The sequence below is a fragment of the Janthinobacterium sp. TPC_1 genome (assembly GCF_056037845.1).
Window position 1 is genome coordinate 997,399 of the sequence record NZ_CP195157.1, and the last position, 23,888, is coordinate 1,021,286.

The 23,888-nt window shown below is 62.3% G+C and carries 30 protein-coding genes; 26 read left to right on the plus strand and 4 right to left on the minus strand.

The window, feature by feature from the left end:
- The first annotated feature begins 445 nt into the window (after positions 1-445).
- Positions 446-568 carry a hypothetical protein gene (locus tag ACQVLG_RS04870; protein ID WP_474293130.1) on the plus strand — a complete coding sequence of 41 codons (123 nt, stop codon included), beginning with the start codon at positions 446-448 and terminating at the stop codon, positions 566-568.
- A gap of 384 nt (positions 569-952) precedes the next feature.
- Here the strand turns inward: ACQVLG_RS04870 and ACQVLG_RS04875 are convergent, their stop codons facing one another.
- From ACQVLG_RS04875 to ACQVLG_RS04885, 3 genes are read right to left on the minus strand one after another with little or no spacing between them, the layout of a single operon-like run.
- Positions 953-1,168 (minus strand): hypothetical protein, encoded by a 216-nt coding sequence (locus tag ACQVLG_RS04875; protein WP_474293132.1) that lies wholly within the window; start codon positions 1,166-1,168, stop codon positions 953-955.
- Positions 1,165-2,229 carry a phage portal protein gene (locus ACQVLG_RS04880; protein WP_474293134.1) on the minus strand — a complete coding sequence of 355 codons (1,065 nt, stop codon included), beginning with the start codon at positions 2,227-2,229 and terminating at the stop codon, positions 1,165-1,167. Before ACQVLG_RS04880 ends, ACQVLG_RS04875 begins: the two co-directional genes overlap by 4 nt.
- Positions 2,226-4,025 (minus strand): terminase ATPase subunit family protein, encoded by a 1,800-nt coding sequence (locus tag ACQVLG_RS04885; protein WP_474293136.1) that lies wholly within the window; start codon positions 4,023-4,025, stop codon positions 2,226-2,228. The genes ACQVLG_RS04880 and ACQVLG_RS04885 overlap by 4 nt, the downstream gene beginning before the upstream one ends.
- Before the next feature lie 136 nt (positions 4,026-4,161).
- Between ACQVLG_RS04885 and ACQVLG_RS04890 the strand changes: the two genes are divergently transcribed.
- The 24 genes from ACQVLG_RS04890 (at position 4,162) to ACQVLG_RS05005 (ending at position 23,210) form a co-directional block, all read left to right on the plus strand.
- On the plus strand, positions 4,162-4,950 hold the full coding sequence (locus tag ACQVLG_RS04890; RefSeq protein ID WP_474293138.1) for a GPO family capsid scaffolding protein: 789 nt from the start codon (positions 4,162-4,164) through the stop codon (positions 4,948-4,950).
- A 47-nt stretch (positions 4,951-4,997) separates the two neighbouring features.
- Positions 4,998-6,017, plus strand: a complete 1,020-nt coding sequence (locus tag ACQVLG_RS04895) for a phage major capsid protein, P2 family (protein ID WP_474293140.1) — start codon at positions 4,998-5,000, stop codon at positions 6,015-6,017.
- Positions 6,017-6,733, plus strand: a complete 717-nt coding sequence (gpM, locus tag ACQVLG_RS04900; protein WP_474293142.1) for a phage terminase small subunit — start codon at positions 6,017-6,019, stop codon at positions 6,731-6,733. The genes ACQVLG_RS04895 and gpM overlap by 1 nt, the downstream gene beginning before the upstream one ends.
- A gap of 96 nt (positions 6,734-6,829) precedes the next feature.
- Positions 6,830-7,333 carry a head completion/stabilization protein gene (locus ACQVLG_RS04905; protein WP_474293144.1) on the plus strand — a complete coding sequence of 168 codons (504 nt, stop codon included), beginning with the start codon at positions 6,830-6,832 and terminating at the stop codon, positions 7,331-7,333.
- Positions 7,333-7,542: a tail protein X gene (locus tag ACQVLG_RS04910; protein WP_465046584.1), complete on the plus strand. Its 210-nt coding sequence runs from the start codon at positions 7,333-7,335 to the stop codon at positions 7,540-7,542. The genes ACQVLG_RS04905 and ACQVLG_RS04910 overlap by 1 nt, the downstream gene beginning before the upstream one ends.
- A 47-nt stretch (positions 7,543-7,589) precedes the next feature.
- Positions 7,590-7,961 carry a hypothetical protein gene (locus ACQVLG_RS04915; RefSeq protein WP_070224671.1) on the plus strand — a complete coding sequence of 124 codons (372 nt, stop codon included), beginning with the start codon at positions 7,590-7,592 and terminating at the stop codon, positions 7,959-7,961.
- Positions 7,961-8,521 (plus strand): glycoside hydrolase family 108 protein, encoded by a 561-nt coding sequence (locus ACQVLG_RS04920; RefSeq protein WP_474293146.1) that lies wholly within the window; start codon positions 7,961-7,963, stop codon positions 8,519-8,521. The genes ACQVLG_RS04915 and ACQVLG_RS04920 overlap by 1 nt, the downstream gene beginning before the upstream one ends.
- Positions 8,518-9,030, plus strand: a complete 513-nt coding sequence (locus tag ACQVLG_RS04925) for a lysis system i-spanin subunit Rz (RefSeq protein ID WP_474293148.1) — start codon at positions 8,518-8,520, stop codon at positions 9,028-9,030. Before ACQVLG_RS04920 ends, ACQVLG_RS04925 begins: the two co-directional genes overlap by 4 nt.
- Positions 9,014-9,502 carry a phage tail protein gene (locus ACQVLG_RS04930; protein ID WP_474293150.1) on the plus strand — a complete coding sequence of 163 codons (489 nt, stop codon included), beginning with the start codon at positions 9,014-9,016 and terminating at the stop codon, positions 9,500-9,502. Before ACQVLG_RS04925 ends, ACQVLG_RS04930 begins: the two co-directional genes overlap by 17 nt.
- Positions 9,499-9,966: a phage virion morphogenesis protein gene (locus ACQVLG_RS04935; RefSeq protein ID WP_474293152.1), complete on the plus strand. Its 468-nt coding sequence runs from the start codon at positions 9,499-9,501 to the stop codon at positions 9,964-9,966. The genes ACQVLG_RS04930 and ACQVLG_RS04935 overlap by 4 nt, the downstream gene beginning before the upstream one ends.
- 131 nt (positions 9,967-10,097) lie before the next feature.
- Complete coding sequence (locus tag ACQVLG_RS04940) at positions 10,098-11,009, plus strand: AbiTii domain-containing protein (protein ID WP_474293154.1); 912 nt, start codon at positions 10,098-10,100, stop codon at positions 11,007-11,009.
- A gap of 58 nt (positions 11,010-11,067) precedes the next feature.
- The gene (locus tag ACQVLG_RS04945) at positions 11,068-11,766 is read left to right on the plus strand and encodes a phage baseplate assembly protein V (protein ID WP_474293156.1); all 699 of its coding nucleotides are present in this window, start codon (positions 11,068-11,070) and stop codon (positions 11,764-11,766) included.
- The gene (locus ACQVLG_RS04950; protein ID WP_474293158.1) at positions 11,763-12,107 is read left to right on the plus strand and encodes a GPW/gp25 family protein; all 345 of its coding nucleotides are present in this window, start codon (positions 11,763-11,765) and stop codon (positions 12,105-12,107) included. The genes ACQVLG_RS04945 and ACQVLG_RS04950 overlap by 4 nt, the downstream gene beginning before the upstream one ends.
- Complete coding sequence (locus tag ACQVLG_RS04955) at positions 12,104-13,021, plus strand: baseplate assembly protein (RefSeq protein WP_474293160.1); 918 nt, start codon at positions 12,104-12,106, stop codon at positions 13,019-13,021. The genes ACQVLG_RS04950 and ACQVLG_RS04955 overlap by 4 nt, the downstream gene beginning before the upstream one ends.
- On the plus strand, positions 13,014-13,634 hold the full coding sequence (locus tag ACQVLG_RS04960; RefSeq protein ID WP_474293162.1) for a phage tail protein I: 621 nt from the start codon (positions 13,014-13,016) through the stop codon (positions 13,632-13,634). The genes ACQVLG_RS04955 and ACQVLG_RS04960 overlap by 8 nt, the downstream gene beginning before the upstream one ends.
- Positions 13,635-13,721: 87 nt before the next feature.
- Positions 13,722-15,467 (plus strand): phage tail-collar fiber domain-containing protein, encoded by a 1,746-nt coding sequence (locus ACQVLG_RS04965; RefSeq protein ID WP_474293164.1) that lies wholly within the window; start codon positions 13,722-13,724, stop codon positions 15,465-15,467.
- Between the two features lies 1 nt (position 15,468).
- Positions 15,469-15,975 (plus strand): hypothetical protein, encoded by a 507-nt coding sequence (locus ACQVLG_RS04970; protein WP_474293166.1) that lies wholly within the window; start codon positions 15,469-15,471, stop codon positions 15,973-15,975.
- 30 nt (positions 15,976-16,005) lie between these two features.
- On the plus strand, positions 16,006-17,181 hold the full coding sequence (locus ACQVLG_RS04975) for a phage tail sheath protein (protein ID WP_474293167.1): 1,176 nt from the start codon (positions 16,006-16,008) through the stop codon (positions 17,179-17,181).
- A 66-nt stretch (positions 17,182-17,247) separates the two neighbouring features.
- Entirely contained in the window at positions 17,248-17,757 is a 510-nt protein-coding gene (locus ACQVLG_RS04980) for a phage major tail tube protein (protein WP_046682355.1), read from the plus strand.
- A gap of 41 nt (positions 17,758-17,798) precedes the next feature.
- Positions 17,799-18,107, plus strand: a complete 309-nt coding sequence (locus ACQVLG_RS04985) for a phage tail assembly protein (protein WP_070346127.1) — start codon at positions 17,799-17,801, stop codon at positions 18,105-18,107.
- 8 nt (positions 18,108-18,115) lie between these two features.
- Positions 18,116-18,229: a GpE family phage tail protein gene (locus ACQVLG_RS04990; protein WP_071650284.1), complete on the plus strand. Its 114-nt coding sequence runs from the start codon at positions 18,116-18,118 to the stop codon at positions 18,227-18,229.
- A 27-nt stretch (positions 18,230-18,256) separates the two neighbouring features.
- Entirely contained in the window at positions 18,257-21,250 is a 2,994-nt protein-coding gene (locus ACQVLG_RS04995) for a phage tail tape measure protein (protein WP_474293170.1), read from the plus strand.
- Between the two features lie 86 nt (positions 21,251-21,336).
- The gene (locus ACQVLG_RS05000) at positions 21,337-21,945 is read left to right on the plus strand and encodes a phage tail protein (RefSeq protein ID WP_474293172.1); all 609 of its coding nucleotides are present in this window, start codon (positions 21,337-21,339) and stop codon (positions 21,943-21,945) included.
- Positions 21,942-23,210, plus strand: coding sequence for a phage late control D family protein (locus ACQVLG_RS05005; protein ID WP_474293174.1), 1,269 nt, complete (start codon positions 21,942-21,944; stop codon positions 23,208-23,210). The genes ACQVLG_RS05000 and ACQVLG_RS05005 overlap by 4 nt, the downstream gene beginning before the upstream one ends.
- A gap of 4 nt (positions 23,211-23,214) precedes the next feature.
- On the opposite strand, the gene ACQVLG_RS05010 is transcribed toward ACQVLG_RS05005, so the two are convergent.
- A complete protein-coding gene (locus ACQVLG_RS05010) occupies positions 23,215-23,655 on the minus strand; it encodes a hypothetical protein (RefSeq protein WP_474293176.1) in 441 nt (146 codons plus the stop codon).
- Here ACQVLG_RS05010 and ACQVLG_RS05015 point away from each other — a divergent pair.
- Positions 23,654-23,887, plus strand: a complete 234-nt coding sequence (locus tag ACQVLG_RS05015) for a hypothetical protein (RefSeq protein ID WP_474293178.1) — start codon at positions 23,654-23,656, stop codon at positions 23,885-23,887. The two genes, ACQVLG_RS05010 and ACQVLG_RS05015, sit on opposite strands and share 2 nt — an antisense overlap.
- The last annotated feature ends 1 nt before the right edge of the window (position 23,888 follow it).

Genomic DNA, 23,888 nt, shown 5'->3' on the forward strand with positions numbered 1-23,888 from the left:
TTGTAGTGATGGTCGAAAAACGATGCAATACTTTCTTTCATAAAACCGTGTAATTTTTTTGACATTTTATGTGCGTAAATTGTTGACTTTTCAGGCAACGCATAAGCCGCCCACTACGCACTAAGTAAGCACTAACTCCCATTAATTGCATTGCAATATCTCGATCTTAATAAAGCTTTGCAATTGATTGCAATTTAAACGAAAATTTCAAGAAAGTTTCATTACTGACATCTTTGTTTCTCAATTTGAAATAATAGGCCACAGTGCACTCAATCTGGCCGAGAAATCATCTAACATCAGAGAAGGCTCGGGCGACTCGCCCTCACAAAGCAAAGCCATAACTGTGCGAAATTGCAAAATTGCCATCACTATTCCTGTGACGTTCAAAGCCGGAAAGTACAGTCCGCCCATCTCTATTTACAGATAACTCGAGATAGATGAAGTCATGCATATTGCGCGTAAGGCAATGCTCGATGCCGACCTGTTCGAATGGCATGCGGTGAGCACGGAATTAATCCGTAGCGCGGATGGCTCGCAGGTTGCCGCGCGGCTGGCCAGCACTGAATAAGCACGGGCTGTGCGGCTGCAATACAGCCCTGCCAGCGCACAAAAACAGCCCTTCTTAGCTTTCACACCACCCGCACGAAAAACCGCTCAAAGTGCGTCAAAATGCGTCAAATCTCACTCCCCCTCTTCGCCCCGCCGCGCCAGTCCTCATGCGCCTTCGGCCATGGCGCAAATTTGAGTCAAAAGACCCCTATATAGCGGGCAGGTGTGGAGGGGGGACAACTGCGCGCGCCGGGTCGAAATGGGCTTTTTTCTTGTGTTTGATGCAACATAAATCGACAGGGCGTGAAAAAGCCGCCTCGTGGGCGGCTTGTGTGGTGGCTGGGGCACTCCGGCGCGGCTGGACTGTCGCGGCCCTGCCCCGCTGGCTAGCGCGGCGTGGCGCTCATCCTGGGCGGCCGGCGCGCGCCATGGCCGCCTGTTCCTTGTCGTAATCGTCGCGGCAATCCACATCGCAGAACAGCAGCGCGGGCACCAGCGCCTCGGCGCAGTAGTGGCAGCATCCGTGCGCCACCAGGGCGGGCCGGCCACGCACGGCAGCCAGGCCGCGCGCCACCTCCGCAAAGATGATCTTGTCGGTGTTGTCTACGTGGTCGCTCATTGCGCGCCCTCCCCGCCCGTGGCCAGGTCATACGGGGCGAAGCGCACCACTTCCACGCCGGCCCATTCATTGATCGCTTCAAACTGCGCCTGCAGCGGCACCAGCTCGTTGCGGGCGAAGACGCGCGCGGCCGGTTCCACCGCGCCGAAGCCGCCGGCATTGTTCGGCAGGATGCCCATGAGCTGCGGCGGCACGCGGTGCGCGGCCAGCTGGTCGTCGCGCGTGACGCTCTTGATGTTGAAAAACTCGTCCTTGGCGGCCACGTCCGACACGGGCAGAATCTGGATGCCATCCTTCTTGCCGTTCGGCGCGTACATGAACAGGTTGCGGAAGTTGCCCGGCCCCTTGCTGTCGCGCATGGCCTGGCGCAGGTTGTCCACGTCCTGCGTGTTGGCGGCCGCGTCCGTCATGTAGAACACGAAACCCGCATGCGAGCCGTTCTTGTAGTACTTGCGACGGAACAAGGTGGCCGCCTCGTTGAGCCAGGCCGATTGCAGCGCGCTCAGGTACTGCGGCACGCCGTACAGCTCCTGGTTGACGTCCGGTTCCATCAGGTGGAAGACGCGGCCCTTGTCGAACTGGTGCACGGCCTGGTAGCCGTTGACGAAGAAATAGGTATCCAGATCGACGCCGCGCCGCATGTACTTGGCCAGCGCGTGCTGGTACGCCAGCGCCTTGCCGCTGCGGCTGGGCCGGTCTTCCAGGTAGGCGTTACCGAACGTCAGGAAGTCCAGGGCCATGCGCTTGAAGGCATCGCGCGACAGGTACTTGCTGGGGATCAGGGTAGATGCCAGCACGTTGGCCTTGAAGTGGATGGCGCTGCTGTGGTGCACGCCGGCATTAAAGGACTTGGCCAGGCCGGCCAGGTTGACGGGCGGCTCATACCAATGGCCGTTCTTCCAGCATTCGAAGCAGTCGAGAATGTCGGCGTGCTCGAGCACGGGCGTCGGGTCGCCGAAGGAAAACGCCTCGATGCTGGCGGCGGCCGGCGCCGTGGCCGCTGTTGATGGGGCGCCCTGGGCCTGCCGGCCGCGCGCGCGCAAGTGTCGTGCTTTGCTCAAGAATAAATCTCCATGAAAGAGTGGTGGTTGTCGGTGGTGCCTTCGAATGGCTCGTGATCGAGGGCGTGCATGCAGGCCCATGCCAGGTCGGCGTGGCCGGTTTCATCGCTGCGGCCGGCGACATAGGTCACATGCCGTCCGCTGGGGGTAAGGGTCTTGTGGATGGCCATGAAGGACTGCGCGATGTCCGTCCAGCCGGCGTCGAATTCCAGCCGGCCCTTGCTGATGATGTTTTTGGCCTTCAAGACCATGCGCGTTTTGACTTCGGGCGAGTAATTCAGGGCCGTGACGGCCGGGAAGAAGCCGCGCACGATGGGCAGCACGCCGATGCCCATGCCGGTCGTGTCGATGCCGATGTACTCGACGTTGTAGCGCTGAGTCATCTGACGGATGGCGTCGGCGTGATCCTCGAAGCTCTGCCCGCGCCACTGGTGGCGCTCCAGAATGCGGAACTTGCCGCCGGTCGTCATGGGCGGCGCCAGCACGACGCAGCCGGCGCTGTCGCCGTTCAAGGCCGGGTCGTAGCCGATCCACACGGGTCGGTTGCCGAACGGGCGCAGGCCCAGCAGCGGCTTGTAATCGTCCCACTCCACCCAGGAATCGACCATGCAGCGCTGCAGCTCGGCCAGTGGAAAGACCGAGGCCGAGTCGTCAATAAAATTGCACATCAGCAGGTTGTCGAACTGGTCGGGGCTGTATTCGAAGTTGCGCAGCTCATCGATGTCGAACAGGTTGCAGCCGCCGCGCTCGGCGTCCAGGATGGTGACGATCTGGCGCCAGATCTTGTCCTCGCCGGTAAAACCCGACGACAGGCGGCCGTGGCTCACGTCGATATTGACCTGGTCCGCCTTGGCGCGGCGCTTGTTGAACAGCTCGCCCGTCCAGAACGGATAGGCCTGATGCGTGGTCGAGGATGGCGTGGAAAAATACGTCTTGCGCCATTTCTTGTGGATGGCCATACCCGAGGCCACCTTGTTGAGTTCCTGGAAGTTCTGCGTCCAAAAGAATTCATCGAAGTAAAAATTGCCGTGGTAGCCCTGCGCCGTGCGCGCGTTGGTGCCCAGGAAATACAGGTGGGCGCCGTTCGGCAGCACGATGGGGTCGCCCGTCAGCTCGATGCCAGCCGCCTCGCGCGCGAATTGCACGATGTATTGCTTGAAGACGTGGGCCTGGCTTTTTGAGGCGGACAGGAAAATCTGATTGCGCCCCGTCGCCATCGCATCGGCCAGCGCCTCGCGGGCGAAATACCAGGTAGCGCCGATCTGGCGCGACTTCAAAATGGCGCGCGTGCGCTGGTCTCCGTTGCGATACCAGACCTTTTGATAGTCGAAGAGCGAATCCTGGAAGGCGTCGAGCAGCTGGATTTTCTGTTCTTCGCTGAAATCGTTGCGCGTCGGCTTCTTCTTCGGCCCCGCGTTACGGTTCGCCAGTTTGGGGTTGAGATCGACCTCGTTGCCACCCGGCTGCTCGTAGCGGCGCACGCGCGCCATCTGCACGATGGTGCGCGCCAGCAAGTCGATTTCCTTGTAGTCGCTGCCGCTCTTGACCTCTTTTTCGATCAGTTTCACGAGGCGCAGCTCGGCCGACGCCTCGACGTGCTCGATGGCCTGCGCCTTGTCCCATTCGTCGCGCTCTTTCCAGCTATTGATGGTGCTGCGCTTGATTCCCAGGTGGCGCGCGATGGACGAAATGCGCCAGCCCTTCCAGTACAGAGCGCGCGCGGCGCGGCGTGGCTCGGATTCGGGCACGGCCAGTTCGGCGATTTTCTCTTCGGTTTTTTGTTCAATGACTAGCATGCCGCCAGCGTAGGCCGCGCGCGCGCGGAGCGGGGAAAGGCAAAAGTCGCTATGCCCCATAGCAACCCGCAGCGCATTGAATCGCAGCGCCAAGACGTTGACCATGGCGTTATCCGATCAACCGAGAACGCCCACCATGTCCAAATCGAAATTTTTCCGCGTCGCCACCGAAGGCGCCACCACGGACGGCCGCAACATCGACCGCGCCACCATCGAACAGATCGCCGCCACCTACAACCCGAAGACCTACGGCGCGCGCATCTGGCTCGAGCACATTCGCGGCATCCTGCCCGACAGCCAGTTCAAGGCTTACGGCGACGTGATCGCGGTGAAAGCCGAGGAAGTGAACACGGACAGCGGCAAGAAACTGGCCCTGTTCGCACAGATCGAACCCACGCCGGAACTGGTGGCCATCAACAAGGCGAAACAAAAGCTCTATACCAGCCTGGAAATCCAGCCGGATTTTGCCAACTCGTCGCAGCCCTACCTGGTCGGCCTGGGGGTCACGGACAGCCCCGCCAGCCTGGGCACCGAAGCGCTGCAGTTCTTCTCCGCCGGCCGCAAGCAGCAAAGCACCAACCTGTTTACCTCCGCCGTCGAGGTGACGCTGGAGTTTGAAGAGCAGGGCATCAAGCTGGCCGACGCCGTGAAAAACCTGCTGTCGCGCTTCTCCAATAAATCCGGCGCCGACGCCGCGCAGTTCGCCGACATCAGCGAAGCCGTGCAGGAACTGGCCGGCCACGTCGTCACCGCCAACGACAACTATGCCGATGCCCTCAAGCGCCTCGATGCCGCGGAAAAGGCGCAGAAAGCGACGCAGGACGAGCTGGCCACCTTCAAGGCGCAGATGGACGAAACGCCCGGCAACGGCCCGCGCCGCCCGGCCGCCACCGGCAACGACGGCGCCGTGCAGACCGAGTTCTAAGCGCCCTCGCCCTTTCTTCCCCCCATTCAACAACGGAGCACTGATTTATGAAAAAGCAAACGCGCCAGGTCTTTGGCCAATATGAAACCCGCCTGGGCCAACTGAACGACACGGACAACGTGGCCAAGACCTTCAGCGTCACGCCCAGCGTGCAGCAAAAGCTGGAAACGAAGATGCAGGAATCGAGCGAGTTCCTGTCGAAGGTCAACATCATCGGCGTGACCGAACAGGAAGGCGAAAAGCTGGGCCTGGGCGTGTCCGGCCCGATTGCCGGGCGCACCAACACCAAGGACAAGGAACGCAAGACGCGCGACCTGTCCACCCTGGACGGCACCAAGTACCGCTGCGAGCAAACCAACTTCGACACGCACCTGAACTATGCCAAGCTTGACGCCTGGGCCAAGTTCCCCGATTTTCAATCGCGCGTGGCCAATGCCATCCTGACGCGCCAGGCGCTCGACCGCATCGTCATCGGCTTCAATGGCGTGAAAGCCATGGCCGACACCGATCTGGACGCCAATCCGCTGCTGCAGGACGTGAATAAAGGCTGGCTGCAGCACCTGCGCGAGCTGGCGCCCGAGCGCGTGCTGGGCCTGGTGGCCGCCGGCATGCCTGGCAAGGTCATCATCGGCGACGTGGACGGCGCCGACTATGCCAACCTGGACGCGGCCGTCACCGATGCCGTCAACCTGCTGGATCCGTGGTATCAGGAAGACACCAATCTGGTGGCCATCGTCGGACGCAAGCTGTTGAACGACAAGTATTTTCCATTGGTCAACGCCAAGCAGGCACCCACGGAAACCCTGGCGGCCGACATCATCATCAGCCAGAAACGCATCGGCGGCTTGCCGGCGGCGCGCGTGCCCTACTTCCCGGACAACGCCATCCTGATTACCCGTTTCGACAATCTGTCGATCTATTTCCAGGAAGGTGCGCGCCGCCGCCGCGTCGAGGACGTGCCGAAACGCGACCGCATCGAGAACTACGAGTCGTCGAATGACGCCTACGTGATCGAAGACCTGGGCCTGGCCGCGCTGGTGGAAAACATCGAGCTGAAAGACAAGTGATGGCGAACCAATCCCCCGCCCTGCGCCACCGCGCGCGCATGCTGGCCGAGCGCACGGCCGGCGCCGCCGCGCCGCAGGGCGTCACCACCGGCACGGCCTACGACCTGATGCTCTACAAGCTGTCCGACGACCGCCGGCGCCTGAAATCCATCCAGTCGGTCGAACGCAAGATCGAGGTCAAGGCCACCTTGCTGCCGGATTACGCGCAGTGGATCGATGGCGTGCTGGCGGGCGGCAAGGGTGCGCAGGATGACGTCTTTGCCACCCTGCTGGTGTGGCACATCGACACGGGCGAGTACGAGCGCGCCCTGGTCATGGCGGAATACGCGCTGGCGCACAAGTTCACCCTGCCCGACACCTACAGCCGTGACATCGCCACCCTGATGCTGGACGAATTTGCCGAGGGCTTCCTGCACGGCAAGCTGGCCGCCGACCCGCAGCATGCGGCCCAGGTGCTGGGCACCGTCGAGCATCTGACGGCCGCCAGCGACGCGCCCGACCAGGCGCGCGCCAAGCTGCACAAGGCCATCGGCCTCGCCATGATCGCCGTGCTGGATCAGGCCGACGAGACGGACATCGCCCCGGCGCTGATGGCGCAGGCGGAAGCGGCCATGGCCCAGTTGAAACGCGCCCGCGCGCTGTCCGAATCGTGCGGCGTCAAGAAAGATATGGAAAAGCTGGAACGGCGCATCAAGCGCGCGGCCGGTTCCACGTAAAGAGCATCCCCCGCAGCACGGCGGCACGGGGGGATTCTGGCCAACCCTTTGACCTGATGAACCCCGTCCACCGCCCCATTTTTGAAAGCGCCCCGTATGTCCTTCATGGCCCTGCCCCCGTCCATCCCGCCCGGCGCCACGCCCGTGCCGCCAGCACCGGCCGCCGGCGTCATCGAGAACGAGGGCTGGTTTCCCGATATTGCCCTCGCCGATATGCGCGACGCCATGCGTCTGGATGGCACGGTTACCGACGCGCGCCTGGTGCAAGCCGTGGTCGATGCCATCCTGCAGGTCAACCGCGAATTGGCCGACTGGCAGGGCAAGCAGGCCGCTACCGGCATCACCGCCCTGGTGGACGTGCCGGCTACGCGCATCAACCGCGAATCCCGCCTGATGGCGCAGTACCGGCGCGCCGTCTACAGCACGGCGAAAGCCGACCTGATCGAGCGTTACCGCGACTACGACAGCACGGCCACGTCCGTCAGCGACAAGAAAAGCATGGAGTGGCTCGACGACGCCCCCGGCGCGCAACGGCGCAATGCGCAATGGGCCATCGCCGATATCGTCGGCCGCACGCATCTGACCGTGGAGCTGATCTGATGCAGGTGCGCACGCGGCAGCACGACACGGTGGACGCCCTGGTGTGGCGCTACCTGGGCGACGGTGCGGGATACGTCGAGCAAACCCTGGAAATGAATCCCGCGCTGGCGCGCCACGGCGCCGTGCTGCCTGCCGGCCTGGTCGTCACCCTGCCGGAACCTGCCGCCAACGTGGCCGCCGTTGCCGATCTTGTGCAGCTATGGGACTAACTTTTTTAACAACACCTCTACTTATCCTCATCATGGAGAAACAAGCAATGTCCGCAGAATCGTTTGGTGGTTTCGCCACCCTGGTCAAACTGTACGGCTTCAAGGCGGCGCTGGGCATGGTCGGCGCGGCCATGCTCTACATCGTGCTGCCGCCGCTGAATGCCGACGGCACCTTCAACAAGGGCGAATTCGTCGCCCGCCTGGCCTGTGCCGGCGTCTTCTCGTGCCTGCTGGGCGGCACCGTGTACCAGCTGCTGTGCGCCCAGCTCCCGGCCATCGGCGCCATGGTCAACGCCTCCGCCATCGACCTGATTGTGGGCGCCCCCGGCTGGTGGGTATCGCGCGCCGTGGCCCTGTGGTTCCAGCGCCGCAGCGACAAGGACATCGCCGAGCTGGTCAAAGACGCGAAGGAACACTGATGGCCACCATTGAAAACCCGCTGATCGCACGCGTCATCGACGCTATCCTGCGCGCCGAAGGCGGCTACGTGAACGACCCGCAAGACAAAGGCGGCGAAACCAATTTCGGCATCACCGTGGTGGTCGCACGCGCCAACGGCTATCAAGGCCCGATGCGCGATCTGCCCGAGGCAGTGGCGCGCGCCATCTACACGGCCCGCTACATCACGGAACCGAAGTTCGACCAGGTGCTGGCCATCCATGCCGGCATCGGCGCCGAAGTGATCGACACGGGCGTGAACATGGGGCCGCACCGCGCGGCCGAGTTCCTGCAGCGCTGGCTGAACGGTTTCAACGACACGGGCGCGCGCTATCCCGCCCTGTTTGTCGATGGCCGCCTGGGCGCGCAGTCGATGGGCGCTCTTGCATCCTTCCTGAAATGGCGCGGCCAGGACGGCGCCACCGTGCTGCTGCGCGCCTTGAACGGGCTGCAGGCGGCGCGTTACCTGGAAATCACCGAAGCCAACAAGAGCCAGCGCCGCTTTCTGTTCGGCTGGATCAAGGAACGGGTGGCCATGTGAGCACGACCACCTGGCGCCCACTGGCCGCCTGCCTGCTGTGCGGCGCCCTGGCGGGCTGGACGGCGCAGGGCTGGCGCAAGGATGCCAGCATCGCCGCACTGCAGCGGGCGGCCGCTATCCAAACATCCACCGCCGCCACCGAACTGGCCCAGGCCACAGCCCGCGTGCTCACGCTGGAGCGCGCCGCCGGCGCCGCCCTGGCGCAACGCGCCGACCAACTCAACCAAGAACAAACCCATGCGAAAACCGAGCGTGACCGTTTTAACGATGGCGTGCGCAGCGGCGCTGTGCGCCTGTCAATCCCCGTCGCCAGCGGCCAGTGCGCCGCAACTGCAGATGCCGCCGCTGCCGCAAGCGATCAGCACCAAACGCGCGCCGAACTTGACCCAGCGACTGCGGCAGCTCTTGACGCCATTGCCGGCGACGCCGACGACGCCACCCGCCAGCTGAACGCCTGCATCGACGCCTACAACCTAGTACGAGACACCTACCATGTACAAACCGAATAGCCTGCGCCAACACCTGGCCACTGCCATCCCCGATCTGCAGCGCGATCCCGACCGCCTGCTGGTCTTCGCCGACGAGGGCAACGTGGTGGCGTCAGCCACCGCCTCGCTGTCCTTCGAATACCGCTTCAAGCTCAACCTGATCGTGACCGACTACGCGGGCGACGCCGACGCCATCATGGTGGCCCTGATCGCCTGGCTGAAAGTCCACCAGCTCGACCTGATGGCCAACGAAGAAACCCGCAAGCACGGCATCGCCTTCGAAGTGGACTTCAACAACCACGAGACGGTCGATATCTCGATCAAGCTGGACCTGACCGAACGCGTGACCGTCAAGACAGGCGAAGCGGGCCGTCTGGACATCAAGCACCTGGCGGAGATACAGCACATGCCGACCTATGCAGACGAGTTCTGGAAGCTGTACGACGGCGAGACCCTGCTGGCAGAATGGCGCACGCCCGAGGCGACGCCATGAGCGACGACCTGCACGCGCTGGAAGCCTGGGCCGGCACCCTGCTGGCCAAGCTGCAGCCGGCCCAGCGCCGCGCCATCAATCACAAGGTAGCCATCGACCTGCGCCGCAGCCAGGCGCAGCGCATCAAGGCGCAGCAGGGACCGGACGGCACGGCCTATCCGGCGCGCAAGCGGCGCAAGGAATTCAAGGGCAAGAACGGGCGCATCAAGCGGCAGAAGGCGGCGATGTTCGCCAAGATTCGAACCGCCAAGCACTTGAAAGTAAAGGCGACCGGCGATCAGATCGAGGTCGGGTTCTTTGGCTGGGTGGCGCGCGTGGCGCACGTGCATCAGTTTGGCCGGCAAGAGCGAGTTACCAAGAAAGGGCCGGTCTACAAGTACCCGGAGCGGCCCCTGCTGGGGTTAAATGAACCGGATCGGACGTTGATACGCGAATCGCTGCTGCGTCACATGGAAAAAAACTAAGATGCATCAATGCAAACTTCACCTGACATTAGTTGTCAAATGAGATAGAGTCGCATCATACTGCCCTCTACCCGCGCGCCCTACCTATCCATTCAATTAAATTGCCGACGAAAACCATCGAAAGAAGTTACATGTCACTCTTGCAACAAATAGTTGATGAAGCAATATCTAAGGACTCTAGTGTTACCCGATTGCTTCGCCTCTGTATGGTATTGGCTCATGACCTAAAACACGAGCCGCTTTCGACATGGATTAAGCATGAGCTTGAGGGCTATCCTGACGATGTCAGTGTTCCGCCTTACCGGATTTTTGTAGGGACGATTAAAGGAAATATGATCGGAAGACTCGAAGGAGTTGTACAGCTATCGGCTGCTGTATTGCCGGAGGATATTCGCAAGGCTTTTGAGGACATTCAGTATCGCAGGCCAGTTGCAGAGTGTGCACAGATGGTAGAAGCAAGTGAGGGGAAAGGCACTTTCAAAAGGGATTGGCCTATCGCTTTGGCAATTCAGTACGGCTCGGCAATGACACCAGGGTCACATTGCACAGGAGCTTGGATGGAGCTCCCTATAGCACATTTGACGTCGTTGATTGATCAAATAAAAACAAAGATTCTTGCATTTTCGCTTGAAATAAAATCGACGTATCCTGATGCTGGGTTGGTACCAGCACATGATGAAAATTTGAGGGAAAAGGAGAAAATAGTGAGTCAAATATTCAATACAACAATAAACGGTGGAAATGTTAGTGGTGTGGCGTTCGGAAATCATTCCGTCGAGCAGAGCATAGTAAACGGCATAAAACCGGGCGACCTCCCCTCGCTCATTGCGGCACTTGAGAAAATAGGCTTGCCGAAGGAAACTGCAGCAGATCTAGCGAACAATGCCAATGCCGATAGAATATCTGGCGAGAAAGGAATAGGTTCCAAGGTCAAAGCTTGGTTTGAAAAGACCAAAGGTGCTGCAGTCGATATAGTGGCGGATAAAACTATCGAGCAGATTATCACTTACGCTACCGCTGCAATCTTAGCGTTTGCGCCATAGTCGATTTTGACAACGCGGCTTGGCATAGTCGCTAATCGGCTTATCAACCCGCCCCCGCGTGCATCCGCACGCGGACTTCGGCAACATGCATTGCATGAACGCCGACCTGTCCGACCTCCTCCGCTTGCTGCAAAACCTGATCCGCCTGGGCACCATTGCCGAGGTCAAAGGGGCCAAGGCGCGCGTGCGGCTGGGGCCGACACTCACCACCGAATGGCTGAAATGGGCCACACGGCGCGCCGGCAGCACGCGCACCTGGTCGGCGCCCACTGTGGACGAACAAGTCATCGTCTTTTCCCCGGGCGGCGACCTGACGCGCGGCATCATCCTGCCGGCGCTGTACTCGCAGGCATTTGATACACCCGAAACCAGCGACAGCATCCACACCACGCACTACCCTGACGGCGCCGTGGTGCAGTACGACCATGCGGCCCACACCCTGACGGCCACCCTCCCCGGCGGCACGGCCACCATCACGGCCGACAAGGTGACGTCGAACGCGCCCAGCACCATCTGCACGGGCGACCTGACCGTCATGAAAAACCTGATCGTCATGCAAGCGGCCACCGTCAACGGCGCCACCGCCCTGAACGGCGGCGTGAACGCCAAGGCCGGCGCCGCTGGCGGCGTGGCCATGGCCGTGCAAGGGACGATCAAAGCCAGCGAGGACGTGCTGGCCGGCGCCATCAGCCTGGCCAAGCATCCGCACGGCGGCGTCAAGCAAGGCAGCGACCAGTCGGATGGGCCATTGCCATGATGGGCATGCACGCCGCCACCGGGCGCAGCCTGACCGGCCTGGGCCACCTGCGCCAGTCGGCCACCGACATCCTCACCACGCCCATCGGCTCGCGCATCCGGCGTCGCCGCTATGGTTCCGAAGTGCCCGAGCTGATCGACCAGCCCCTGAACAGCGCCACGCAGTTGCGCATCTACGCCGCCACCGCCTTCGCCCTGCGCCGCTGGGAGCCGCGTTTGCAACTGTCCAGCGTGCAGCTCACGCGCGACACGGACGGCGCCATCGCGCTGCTGCTCGATGGCACGGCGAATGGCCAGGCCATCACCATGGCCGTACCCGTCAAGCAAGGCGGCGCTGTATGAGCACGCCCATCGACCTGACCCAATTGCCCGCGCCCAGCGTGGTCGAGGTGCTGGACTTCGAAGCCATCCTCGCCACACGCAAAGCCCACCTGGTGAGCCTGCTGCCGAAGCCGGAAGCCGAGCGCGCCGCCGTCACGGCCCTGCTGGAACTCGAATCGGAACCGGCCACCAAGCTGCTGGAAGAGAACAGCTATCAGGAAACCATCCTGCGCAACCGCGTCAACGAGGCGGGCAAGGCCGTCATGCTGGCGTTTGCCCTTGATGGCGACCTGGATCAATTGGGCGCCAACGTCAACGTGGCGCGCCTGGTCATCACGCCGGCCAATCCGAACGCCCTGCCACCTGTGCTTGCGGTCATGGAAGACAACGACGCCTACCGCCTGCGCATCCAGGAAGCGCCGGACGGCCTGTCCGTGGCCGGCCCGAAAGCCTCCTACGAATTCCACGCCCGCAGCAGCGACGGCCGCGTCAAGGACGCGAGCGCCACCAGCCCCACGCCGGCCAGCGTCACCGTCACGGTGCTGGCCAACAACGATACCGGCATTGCCGGCGCGGATCTCTTGGGCACCGTGGCGCGCGCGCTCAACGCCGAGGACGTGCGCCCCTTGGGCGACCGCCTGAGCGTGCAGGCCGCCCAGGTCATCGACTACCAGATCGAGGCGACCTTGTATATCGGCGTCGGGCCGGAAGTGCCGATTCTGCTGGACGCCGCGCGCGCCAACGCCGTGCGCGTATCGCAGCCGCGCCGCCCGCTGGGGCACAGCATCTACCGTTCCGCCTGCAGCGCCGCCGTCCACGTCGAAGGCGTGCGCAAGGTCGTCTTGACCAGCCCGGCGGCCGACATCGAACTGAACGCTACCCAGGCCGCGCGCTGCACGGCCATCAAGCTCAATGTCGTGGTGCGCGATGAATAACTTTGTGCCGACCCTGCCGCCCAACACCACGGCGCTGGAACGCGCCATCGCCGTGGCATGCGCCGAGCTGGTCAACGTGCCCGTGCCGCTGCGCGACCTGTGGAGCGCCGACCGCTGCCCGGTCAACTTGCTGCCGTTTCTGGCCTGGGCCTGTTCCGTGGATCGCTGGGACGATGCCTGGCCCGAATCGATCAAGCGCGGCGCCATCAAGGCGTCCTATTTCATCCACAAGCACAAGGGCACGATTGCCGCCGTGCGCCGCGTGGTGGAATCCCTGGGCTATTTGATCCGCATCACCGAATGGTGGCAAACCACGCCACCGGGAGTGCCTGGTACGTTCCGACTCGACGTCGGCGTGCTCGATACCGGCATCACCGACGCCATGTTTCAGGAAATGGAACGCCTGATCGCCGACGCCAAGCCTGTCAGCCGCCACATGACGGGCCTGGCGATTTATCTGGAAAGTCGCGGCACGGTTTACACCGGCATTGCCGCGTACCACGGCGACGTCATGACCGTCTATCCGTGGATCGCGGAAACCATCGAAGTGCGCGGCACGCTGTTGCTGGCCGGCGCATCCCATACCATCGACACCATGACCATCTATCCATGAGCACATATTTCGCTATTCTGACGCAGGTGGGCGAGGCCAAGCTGGCCAATGCCATCGCCCTGGGGCAAACCCTGAAACTGAAAAAAAATGGGCGTCGGCGACGGCAACGGCACCCTGCCGGTTCCCGACCGAGGACAAAAGGCGCTGCTACGCGAGGTGCACCGCGCCGACTTGAACAAATTGGACAAAGACCCGGCCAACAGCAGCCAGATCATTGCCGAACAAGTGCTGCCCGAGAACGTGGGCGGCTGGTGGATGCGCGAACTCGGCATCTACGACGAGGCGGGCGACCTGTGCGCGGTGGCCAACTGCCCGCCCAGCTACAAGCCATTGATGGCCGAGGGCAGCGGGCGCACGCAAGTGGTGCGCATCGTGCTGATCGTCGCCAGCACGGCCGCCATCGAGCTGAAAATCGACCCGTCCATCATCCTGGCAACACGCCAGTATGTCGATGAACAGATCATTACCGTGCGCGCCTACAGCGACGCGCAACTGGCCAGGCACCTGGCTGCTCTTGATCCGCATCCGCTGCTGGCCAAGGTCGCCTATGTCGATCAGCAGGACGCCAGCGCACGCGCCTATGGCGACCAGCAACTGGCCAAGCATCAGGCGGCTCTTGACCCGCACCCGCTGCTGGCGAAGGTCGCCTATGTCGATCAGCAAGACACCAGCGCGCGCGCCTATGGCGATCAGCAACTGGCCAAGCACCAGGCTGCTGCAGATCCGCATCCGCTGCTGGCCAAGGTCGCCTATGTCGATCAGCAGGACAGCAACGCCCGCGCCTATGGCGACCAGCAACTGGCCAAGCACCAGGCTGCTGCAGATCCGCACCCGCTTCTGGCGAAGACCGTCTATGTCGATCAGCAGGACGCCAACGCGCGCACCTATGGCGATCAGCAACTGGCCAAGCACCAGGCCGCCGCCGATCCACATCCACTGCTGGCGAAGGTCGCCTACGTCGATCAGCAGGACACCAGCGCCCGCACCTATGGCGATCAGCAACTGGCCAAGCACCAGGCTGCTGTCGATCCGCACCCACTGCTGGCCAAGGTCGCCTATGTCGATCAGCAGGACACCAGCGCGCGCGCGTATGGCGACCAGCAACTGGCCAAGCACGCGGCCGCTCTTGACCCGCATCCGCAATACAGCATGAAAGAAGTGGCGACGCTTAAAAAATTTGAAGCCTCGAAGAAACTGGCCAGCGCCGAGTTTGTACAGCAGGCACAAGGCAGCATGGTGAAATACGTTGGCGTGAATGCCGACCGCATCTTGACAGCGGACGACATGGGCGCCGCCCTGTACTTTACCGCCCCTGGTCTGACCCTCACCATTCCCAGCCCGGACTCGCTGGGCATTCCCGCCAATTCGGGCAAGTACTTCAAGCTCTTCGGCCTGAACCAGTCGCCAGGCACGATTGCGTCCGGAGCCGGCGTGGTCATTGGCTATGACGTTGGCGACGTGAAAAAAATCATCATCAAACAAGGCCAGTTCATCACCGTAATGGCAACAAGCGGCCAAGTCTGGCAAGTCATCGATGCAACCGCCGAAATGGGGCGCAATGCCGACTTTTCGTCAAAGTTGGTTGGAAGTAACGGCCACCAAAAACTGCCAGGTAATTTCATCATGCAATTTGGCGATGCCACCGCGACGCCTGCAGGAAGCTTCATTACATTCGATATCGCCTTCCCTGTGGAGTGCTTCGGCGTCTGCCTCACCGGCGCCAACAACGACGCCGTCAATCGCCTGGGAACCGGCAAGCCAACCAGGACGGGCTTTGCTGCGTACTCGTCCGATTCCACTCCGGCCACTCGTTACATCGCTTTCGGGAAATAACATGACCATCTTCTATTCCAATACCACCCGTGGGTTTTATCCCGAGGATATGCGTGCCGACTACGAGCAGGCCGGCACCTGGCCGGCCGATGGCGTCGAGGTGACGCCCGACGACGAAACCATGCTGCGCGAGGCAATCACCGCCGGCGCGACCATCCGCAAGAAGTCCGGCGGCAAGTGGAGTATCACCGCGCCACCGCCGCCACCGTTTGCCGTGCTGGCCGCGCCCTACCTGGACAGCGTGCGCCAGGCGCGCGACGCCATCCTCAACCGCCTGGCCGGCATCGGCTTTGCCGCCATGGCCAGCGGCGACGCGGCAACCGCCCAAGCCATCGCCACGGCGCGCACCGGTCTGCTCGACATCACCACCTGCGCGACGGTCGCCGCCGCACAGGATCTGGATGCCCTGCAAGCGGCCGTCAGCGCCGAATTCCAGCGCATCGCCGACGCCTTGCCGGATGAGGCGCGGCGCGCCTTCGATGATGCGGGCACGGCAGCGCCCCAGTAACGTCTTTTCACCACTCACCAGGAGAGCCCTATGGCCACCGACTACCACCATGGCGTGCGCGTCATTGAAATCAACGAGGGTTCGCGCCCGATTCGCACAGTCTCCACCGCCGTGCTGGGCCTGATCGCCACGGCCGAGGATGCCGACCCTATCGCTTTTCCACTGGATACGCCCGTGCTCGTCACCAACGTGCTGGCCGCCATGGGCAAGGCCGGCAAGACGGGCACCCTGTACCGCAGCCTGGCGGCGATTGCCGCGCAAACCAAACCGCTGACCATCGTGGTGCGCGTGGCCCAGGGCGAAACGGAAGCGGAAACCACGACCAATGCCGTGGGCGGCGTGTCGCCCGATGGCAAGTACCTGGGCGCCCAGGCGCTGCTGGCCGCGCAAAGCAAGCTTGGAGCGAAACCGCGCATCCTGGGCGCGCCTGGCCTCGACACCCAGGCCGTCACCAATGCCCTGGCCAGCGTGGCACAGCGCCTGCGCGGCTTCGTGTATGCGTCGGCCTATGGCTGCGCCACCGTTACGGCGGCCACCGCCTATCGCGGCCAGTTCGGCCAGCGCGAAATCATGATGATCTGGCCCGACTTCGTGAACTGGAATACCGCCCTTGATGCCGAGGCCAGCATTTCGGCCGTGGCCTACGCCATGGGCCTGCGCGCCAAGATTGACGAGGAAACAGGCTGGCACAAGACCTTATCGAACGTGGTCGTCAACGGCCCGACCGGCATCACCAAGGATGTGTTTTTCGATCTGCAAGACCCGGCCACCGACGCTGGCGTACTCAACGCCAAGGAAGTGACCACCCTGATTAACATGGGCGGTTACCGCTTCTGGGGTTCGCGCACCTGCGAGGCGCCGGGCGGCTTCTTCTATTTCGAAAGCTATACGCGCACGGCCCAGGTGCTGGCCGACACCATTGCCGAAGCGCATTTCGCCTATGTGGACCTGCCCTTGCATCCGTCCCTGGTGCGCGACCTGCTGGAAAGCATCAACGCCAAGTTCCGTGACTTGAAATTGCAGGGCTACATCATCGACGGCCATGCCTGGTATGACGAGCAATACAACGACAAGACGGCGCTGAAAGACGGCAAGCTGGCCATCGACTACGACTACACGCCCGTGCCGCCGCTGGAAAACCTGAAATTCCAGCAGCGCATTACCGACCGCTACCTGGCCGACTTCGCCTCGCGCATCGCCGCATAGTCGTACTGGCGTCGCCATCACCACCCTGCCCGCGCTTGCGCGGCGCATTGAACTACTGGAGAAATTATGGGCCTGCCCCGCAAACTGAAAAATTTTAACTTGTTCCAGAACGGCGTCTCCTTCATGGGCATGGTGCCCGAAGTCACCTTGCCGAAACTGAGCCGCAAGATGGAAGAGTACCGCGCCGGTGGCATGAGCGGCCCCGTGTCCGTCGACTTCGGCAACGAGGCGCTGTCGCTGGAATGGAGCGGCGGCGGCCTGATCGCCGAAGCCCTGAAACAGTACGGCGCGCACACGCATGGCGCCGTGCAACTGCGCTTTGCCGGCGCCTACCAGGAAGACGATGACGGCACGGTCGCCGCCGTGGAAGTGGTCGTGCGCGGCCGTTACAAGGAAATCGATATGGGCGGCGCCAAGATGGGCGACGACACCACGCACAAATACACGATGGCGTGCAGCTATTACAAGCTGATGATCGACGGCGCCACCGTCATCGAACTGGACTTCATGAGCGGCACCGAGAACTTTGGCGGCGGCGACACGAATGCGGCCATCCGCAAGGCCATCGGCCTGTAATCCCTTTTTATTCACTACCACCCCACCACAAGGAACACAGCATGAACAACGATACCCAAAACCAAGCCGTCATCGAACTGGACGAGCCAATCAAGCGCGGCGACAGCTTCATCACTTCGCTGACCGTGCGCAAGCCCAAGGCGGGCGCCCTGCGCGGCATTTCCCTGATCGAGCTGGCCAACCTGAACGTGTCGGCCCTGCAGATCGTGCTGCCGCGCATCACCGAGCCGACCCTGACCGCGCACGACATCGCCAACATGGACCCGGCCGACCTGCTGGCCGTGGGCGCCGAGGTTGCCGGTTTTTTGGCGAGCAAAGCCGATCGCCTTTCGGTATCCCCGGCGAAGTAGAAGACGCCATGGCCGACATTGCCGGCGTCTTCCACTGGACGCCGGCAGCGATGGACGGTTTTACGATAGATGAACTGATGGCCTGGCGCGAACGCGCCAGGCAGCGAAGCGGAGCGGAATAGATGGCTGGTCGGGATTTGAAACTACAGGTGGTATTTGCGGCACTGGACAAGATCACCGGCCCGCTGAAAAAGATCATGGGCAGTTCCAGCGATACGGCCAAAGCATTGAAGGCGACCAGCGACCGCTTGCGAGACCTGAACGCCCAGCAAAAGAACATCAGCAAATTCCGCGAGCTGCACGGTGGCCTGGACGCCACCCGCAGCAAGCTGGAAGCGGCACAGCAGAAGGTGGCCAGCCTGGCCACCAAGATGAAACAGGCGGAGGCGCCCACGCGCGCCATGACGCGCGAATTTAACGCCGCCGTCAAAGCGGCTGGTGCCTTGAAGACGGCCGGCCAGCAGCAGGCCCAGCAACTGCAGGTCATGCGCGAGCGCCTGGCAGGCGCCGGCATCGGCACCAAAGACCTGGCCAACCACGAGCGCACCTTGCGCCGCGAAATCGAGGCCACCAACAAAACCATGACCTTGCAGCAGCAGAAGCTGGCCAACTGCAACGCCGCCGCCAAGCAGCAGCGCGTCACCAATGCCACCCAGCACGCCGACAAGCTGCGCAACAAGGCGGGCAATCTGGCCATGGCCGGCGCTGGCGCCACCGCCACAGGCGCCGTCATCGGTGCGCCCGTGGTCAAAGGGCTGAACGAGGCCAAGCACTATCAAACGGAAGTGGGCAGGGTCAACGCGCTGGGCCTGGGCGACAAGGTGTCAGCCGAGGCCGTCGCCTTCGCGCGCAACATGAAGACCTACGGCACCAGCCAGCTCGACAACCTGCAGCTCATGCGCGACGGCATGAGCGCCTTTGCCGATGTGCACCACGCGGAAATGGTGGCGCCTACCCTGGCGAAAATGAAGTTTGCCAATCACGCCTTCTTTGGCGAAGAAGAAGGCGCCGACAACGAACGCAAGTTCATGGACATGCTCAAGGTGATCGAGCTGCGCGGCGGCCTGGAGAGCAAGGAAAAGTTCGAAGCCCAGGCCAATATCGTGCAACAAGTCATCACCGCCACGGGCGGGCGCGTCGGGCCGAATGAATGGCTGAACATGATCAAGACGGGCGGCATTGCGGCCAAGGGCTTGAAAGATGACGCCTTTTACTACCAGATGGAACCGCTGGTGCAGGAAATGAGCGGCAACCGCGTCGGCACGTCCCTGATGAGCGCCTACCAGAACTTGTACCAGGGCCGCACGACGAAACGGTCGGTCAAAAAGCTGGATGAGTTTGGCCTGATTGGCGACAAAAGCAAAGTCACGCCTGACAAGGCGGGGCAAATTGCATTCCTTGATCCCGGTGCGCTGCTGGGTTCCGAGCTGTTCCGCGAAAATCAGTTCGAATGGATGGAAAAAGTGCTGTTGCCGCAACTGGCCAAGAAGGGCATCACGGAGAAAAAGCACGTGCTCGACGCCATCGGCAGTATCTTTTCCAACCGCACCGCGTCGAACCTGTACTCGCAGATGTACTTGCAGCGCGTGCAGATCCACAAAAACGAAAAGCTCAACCGTGGCGCCGCCGACATCGGCACCCTCGATAAGCTGGGGCGCGACTCGGCCGCCGGCAAGGAACTGGAAGCGCAATCGAAGCTGGCCAACTTGAAACTGACCATGGGCGAAAAAATCCTGCCGCTGTATGCGCAGGGACTGGAACTGGCGATTTCCGCCGTGCAGCGCCTGAACGGTTTCATGGAACGCAACCCGACCGTGGCCAAGCTCATGATTACCGCCTTTGCCGTGCTGGCCGGCCTGCTGCTGGTGCTGGGGCCGCTGATGCTGGGCATTGCCGCCATGATCGGCCCGTATGCCATGCTGCACGTCATGTTCGCCAAGATGGGCGTGACGGGCGGCGTGCTCACGCCCATCCTGCGCAAGCTGGGCGGCGCTTTCATGTGGGCCGGCCGCGCCGTGCTGTGGCTGGGCCGCGCTCTTCTGATGAACCCGATTGGCATCGCCATCACGGTCATTGCCGGCGCCGCCTTCCTGATCTACAAGTACTGGGAGCCGATCAAGGCTTTCTTTGGCGGCCTGTGGTCAGACGTCAAGGCGGCGTTTGCCGGCGGCTTTACCGGCATCAATAGCCTGATCGCCGACTGGTCACCGCTGGGATTGTTCTATCGCGCCTTCGCGGGCGTGCTGGGCTGGTTCGGTGTTGCGCTGCCGGCCAGGTTCACCGACTTTGCGGCCAGCATCCGGGGCCGCTTTGCCAAGGGACTGGCGCCGCTGGCTGGCCTCTTCACTGGTATCTGGTCGCAGATCAAGACCGCATTTGCCGGCGGCATAGGCGGCGTCAGCGCGCTGATCGTCAACTGGTCGCCGCTGGGCCTGTTCTATCGCGCCTTCGCTGGCGTGCTGGGCTGGTTCGGCATCGCCCTGCCGGCCAAATTCACCGACTTCGGCGCCAGCATCCTGCAGCGCATCACCGCATCCTGGGCGCCTATCGCCGCCTTCTTTGCCGATATCTGGTCGCGCCTACGCACGGTCTGTGCCGGCGGCATGGGCAGCATCACGGCCCTGATTATCAACTGGTCGCCGGTCGGCGTGTTCTACCAGGCGTTCGCGGGTGTCATGAGCTGGTTCGGCATCCAGCTGCCGGCGCAGTTCACGGAGTTTGGCGCCAACATCCTGCGCGGCCTGGTCAACGGCATCACCGGTTCCATGGGCGCCGTCAAGGACGCCATCAGCAATGCCGGTTCCAGCACCATTGCCTGGTTCAAGGAAAAGCTGGGCATCCACAGCCCGAGCCGCGTGTTTGCCCAGCTCGGCGACTACACCATGCAAGGCCTGGCCGTGGGCCTGGACCGCAGCGAGGGCGCGCCGATTGCCAAGGTGTCTACCCTGGCGCAGCGCCTGACGCAGCTGGGCGCCGGCATCGCCATCGGCACGGCCTCCGCCCTGCCCGCCAGCGCCTTCGACACACGCGCCCCGCTGTCCCAGGGCACGTTCGGCTCCGGCATGACGATTCAGGGCGACAAGATCGAAATCACCTTCCATGTGCAGGCTGGCACGATCCCCAGGCCATCGCGCGCGCGGTGAGCGTGGCGCTCGATCAGCGCGACCGCGAAAAGGCCGCACGCATCCGCTCGTCCCTGCGCGACCACGATTAAGAAAGAAGCACCACCATGATGATGATTTTAGGAATGTTCGTGTTCAGCCTGCCGACGCTGGCCTATCACGAGCTGCAGCGGCAAACAGAATGGAAGCACGCCAGCACGGCCCGCGTGGGCCTGCGCGACGCGCACCAGTACGTGGGGCCGGGTGACGACACCATCACCCTGTCGGGCTGGGTGGCGCCGGAACTGACCGGCTCCCTGTACTCGCTCGATGCGCTGCGCATGATGGCCGACACGGGGAAATCGTGGATTCTGATCCAGGGCACGGGCCGCATACTCGGCTCCTACCGCATCACCAGCATGACGGAGGGCCGCACCATCCTGGACGGCAGCGGCGGCGCGCGCCGCGTCGAGTTCTCGATTGCACTCAAGCGCGACGACGACGGCGTGCTGGCCATGCTTGGCCTGGGCGACATCGGCGACCTGAAAAACATGCTCAGCATTGACGGCATGACCAGCAGCATTGCCGGCGCGGCCAAGAGTGCAGTGGGCAGCGTCGTGGGCAATGTGGTCGGCGGCATCACGTCGAAGTATGGCGGCGTCGTCAGCGAAATGAAGGACAAGATCGGCGGCAGCATCAGCGGCGCCATCGGCAGCGCGGCGGACAAGTTCAAATGAGCGAGCATATCCCCGCCTTCAAGGTCAGCATCGAGGACAAGGATTTGACGGCCATCGTTTCGCCGCGGCTGATTAATTTGACCTTGACCCTGTGCCGTGGCGACGAGAGCGACCAGCTCGATATATCGCTCGATGACAGCGATGGCAAGCTGGCCCTGCCGCCGCGCGGCGCGCAGATCGCCCTGGCGCTGGGCTGGCAAGCGTCCGGTCTGGTGGATATGGGCAAGTTCACCGTCGACGAGGTGGAGCACAGCGGCGCGCCCGACACCATCACCCTGCGCGCCAGGTCGGCCAACCTGATCGACACCTTCAAGCAGCAGCAGGAATACAGCTTTCACAAGACCACCCTGGGCGCCATCATCGAGGCCATCGCCTTCCGCAACGAGCTGGCGTCGGGCGTGTCCGCGCGCCTGCGCGATACCGCCGTCGAGCACATCGACCAGACCCACGAAAGCGATGCGGCCTTCCTGCGCCGGCTGGGCAGGAAATACGACGCGGTGGCCACCGTCAAGAATGACACCCTGCTATTCATCCCCATCAACCAGAGCCGCACGGCCAGCGGCAAGGCGCTGCCGGTCATCGACATCACGCGCGCCCTGGGCGATGGCCACCGCTACCACAGCGCCGAAAGCGACGCCTACACGGGCGTGCGCGCCTTCTGGCACGACGAGCGCTACGCGCGCCGCCGCAGCGTGGTGGCCGGCGTGCCCGGCAACAGCAAGCGCCTGCGCACCACCTTCGCCAACGAAACGGACGCGCGCGCGGCGGCAGTGGCCGAATGGCAGCGCATCCTGCGCGGCCTGGCCACCTTTGAAATGAGCCTGGCCCTGGGCAACCCGGCCGTGTTCCCGCAATCGCCCGTGACCGTACAAGGCTTCAAGCCCGAGATCGACGCCACCGAATGGCTATCGGTCAAGGTCACGCACAGCCTGGGCGGGAACGGCTTTACCACGCGGGTGGAGTTTGAAACGAAGACGGAAGCGGTCGAGGCCGAGCGCGAGGAAGAGAAAGATCCGGACGAAGGCGTCACGGGCGTGGTGGCCAAGTGGAAGGACGTGGCGGCGAAGAAGAAAAAGGCGGGGCAGGAGCAGGCAGGCACTACGGGCACGCTCAAGACACTGGAGCATCTTTACAAAAGTAAGGGCGGCGCCAAGCGAGCGGCAAAACTGGCTTGGGAGCACATCAAGGAGGTGCGCGAAATCATTTGGGAGAACAGCGAGGAGCCATGGAAGCCGGCGGAAACGGCTTCCAAAACGCAGGCGTGACGAACTACGGGAGGGTGACGGACTTTATCAGGACGCTCAATACTTCATTTGTTACACCCTTGAGTGTCTCCATAGTTCCGGCCTTCACTGATTGCACCAATCTCTCGCCCAAGGTAACGCGGCTGACCAGACTATCGGGGACAGCTTTGAGGGCGGTCAAACCTTTTTCGGAAAGTACCGCATCCGAAAAGCCTGTGGCTGTCTTGCTATTGGGGCGTACGGAAATGTACCCCTCTTGCACCAACCATGTGGCGGTGTTGATAAATGCCTCTGCCGGAGGAGTCAGTTCGGCACCTGTGAAGCTGTCAGCATTGAAGCAAGCAGCTTCGCCACCCTCCACAAATCGTCTCGCATCCAGGTAGATTGGTTTCGGGAAATTTTCGTACAGTTTTGCAAAAATATGGCCAGTTAATACATCAAAAGCATCAATATTGGAGAGTGTCATGATCAACAGAAATTTAGAAGAAGTAGAACGCCAAGAAAACGAAATTCGGCACCATATTCATCGGCAGATATTAGGAATATCTGACCAGGTGCGTTCCAAAGAAATATGGCTTAGGATTCTGGAGACAGCAAATCCGGAAACCATTGCAACCGCTCTGAGCACACAGCTCACGCATTTCAATTACCAACAGGTGATGCTATGCAAAGCCTGCAACTGTGTGAAAGTGATATAAC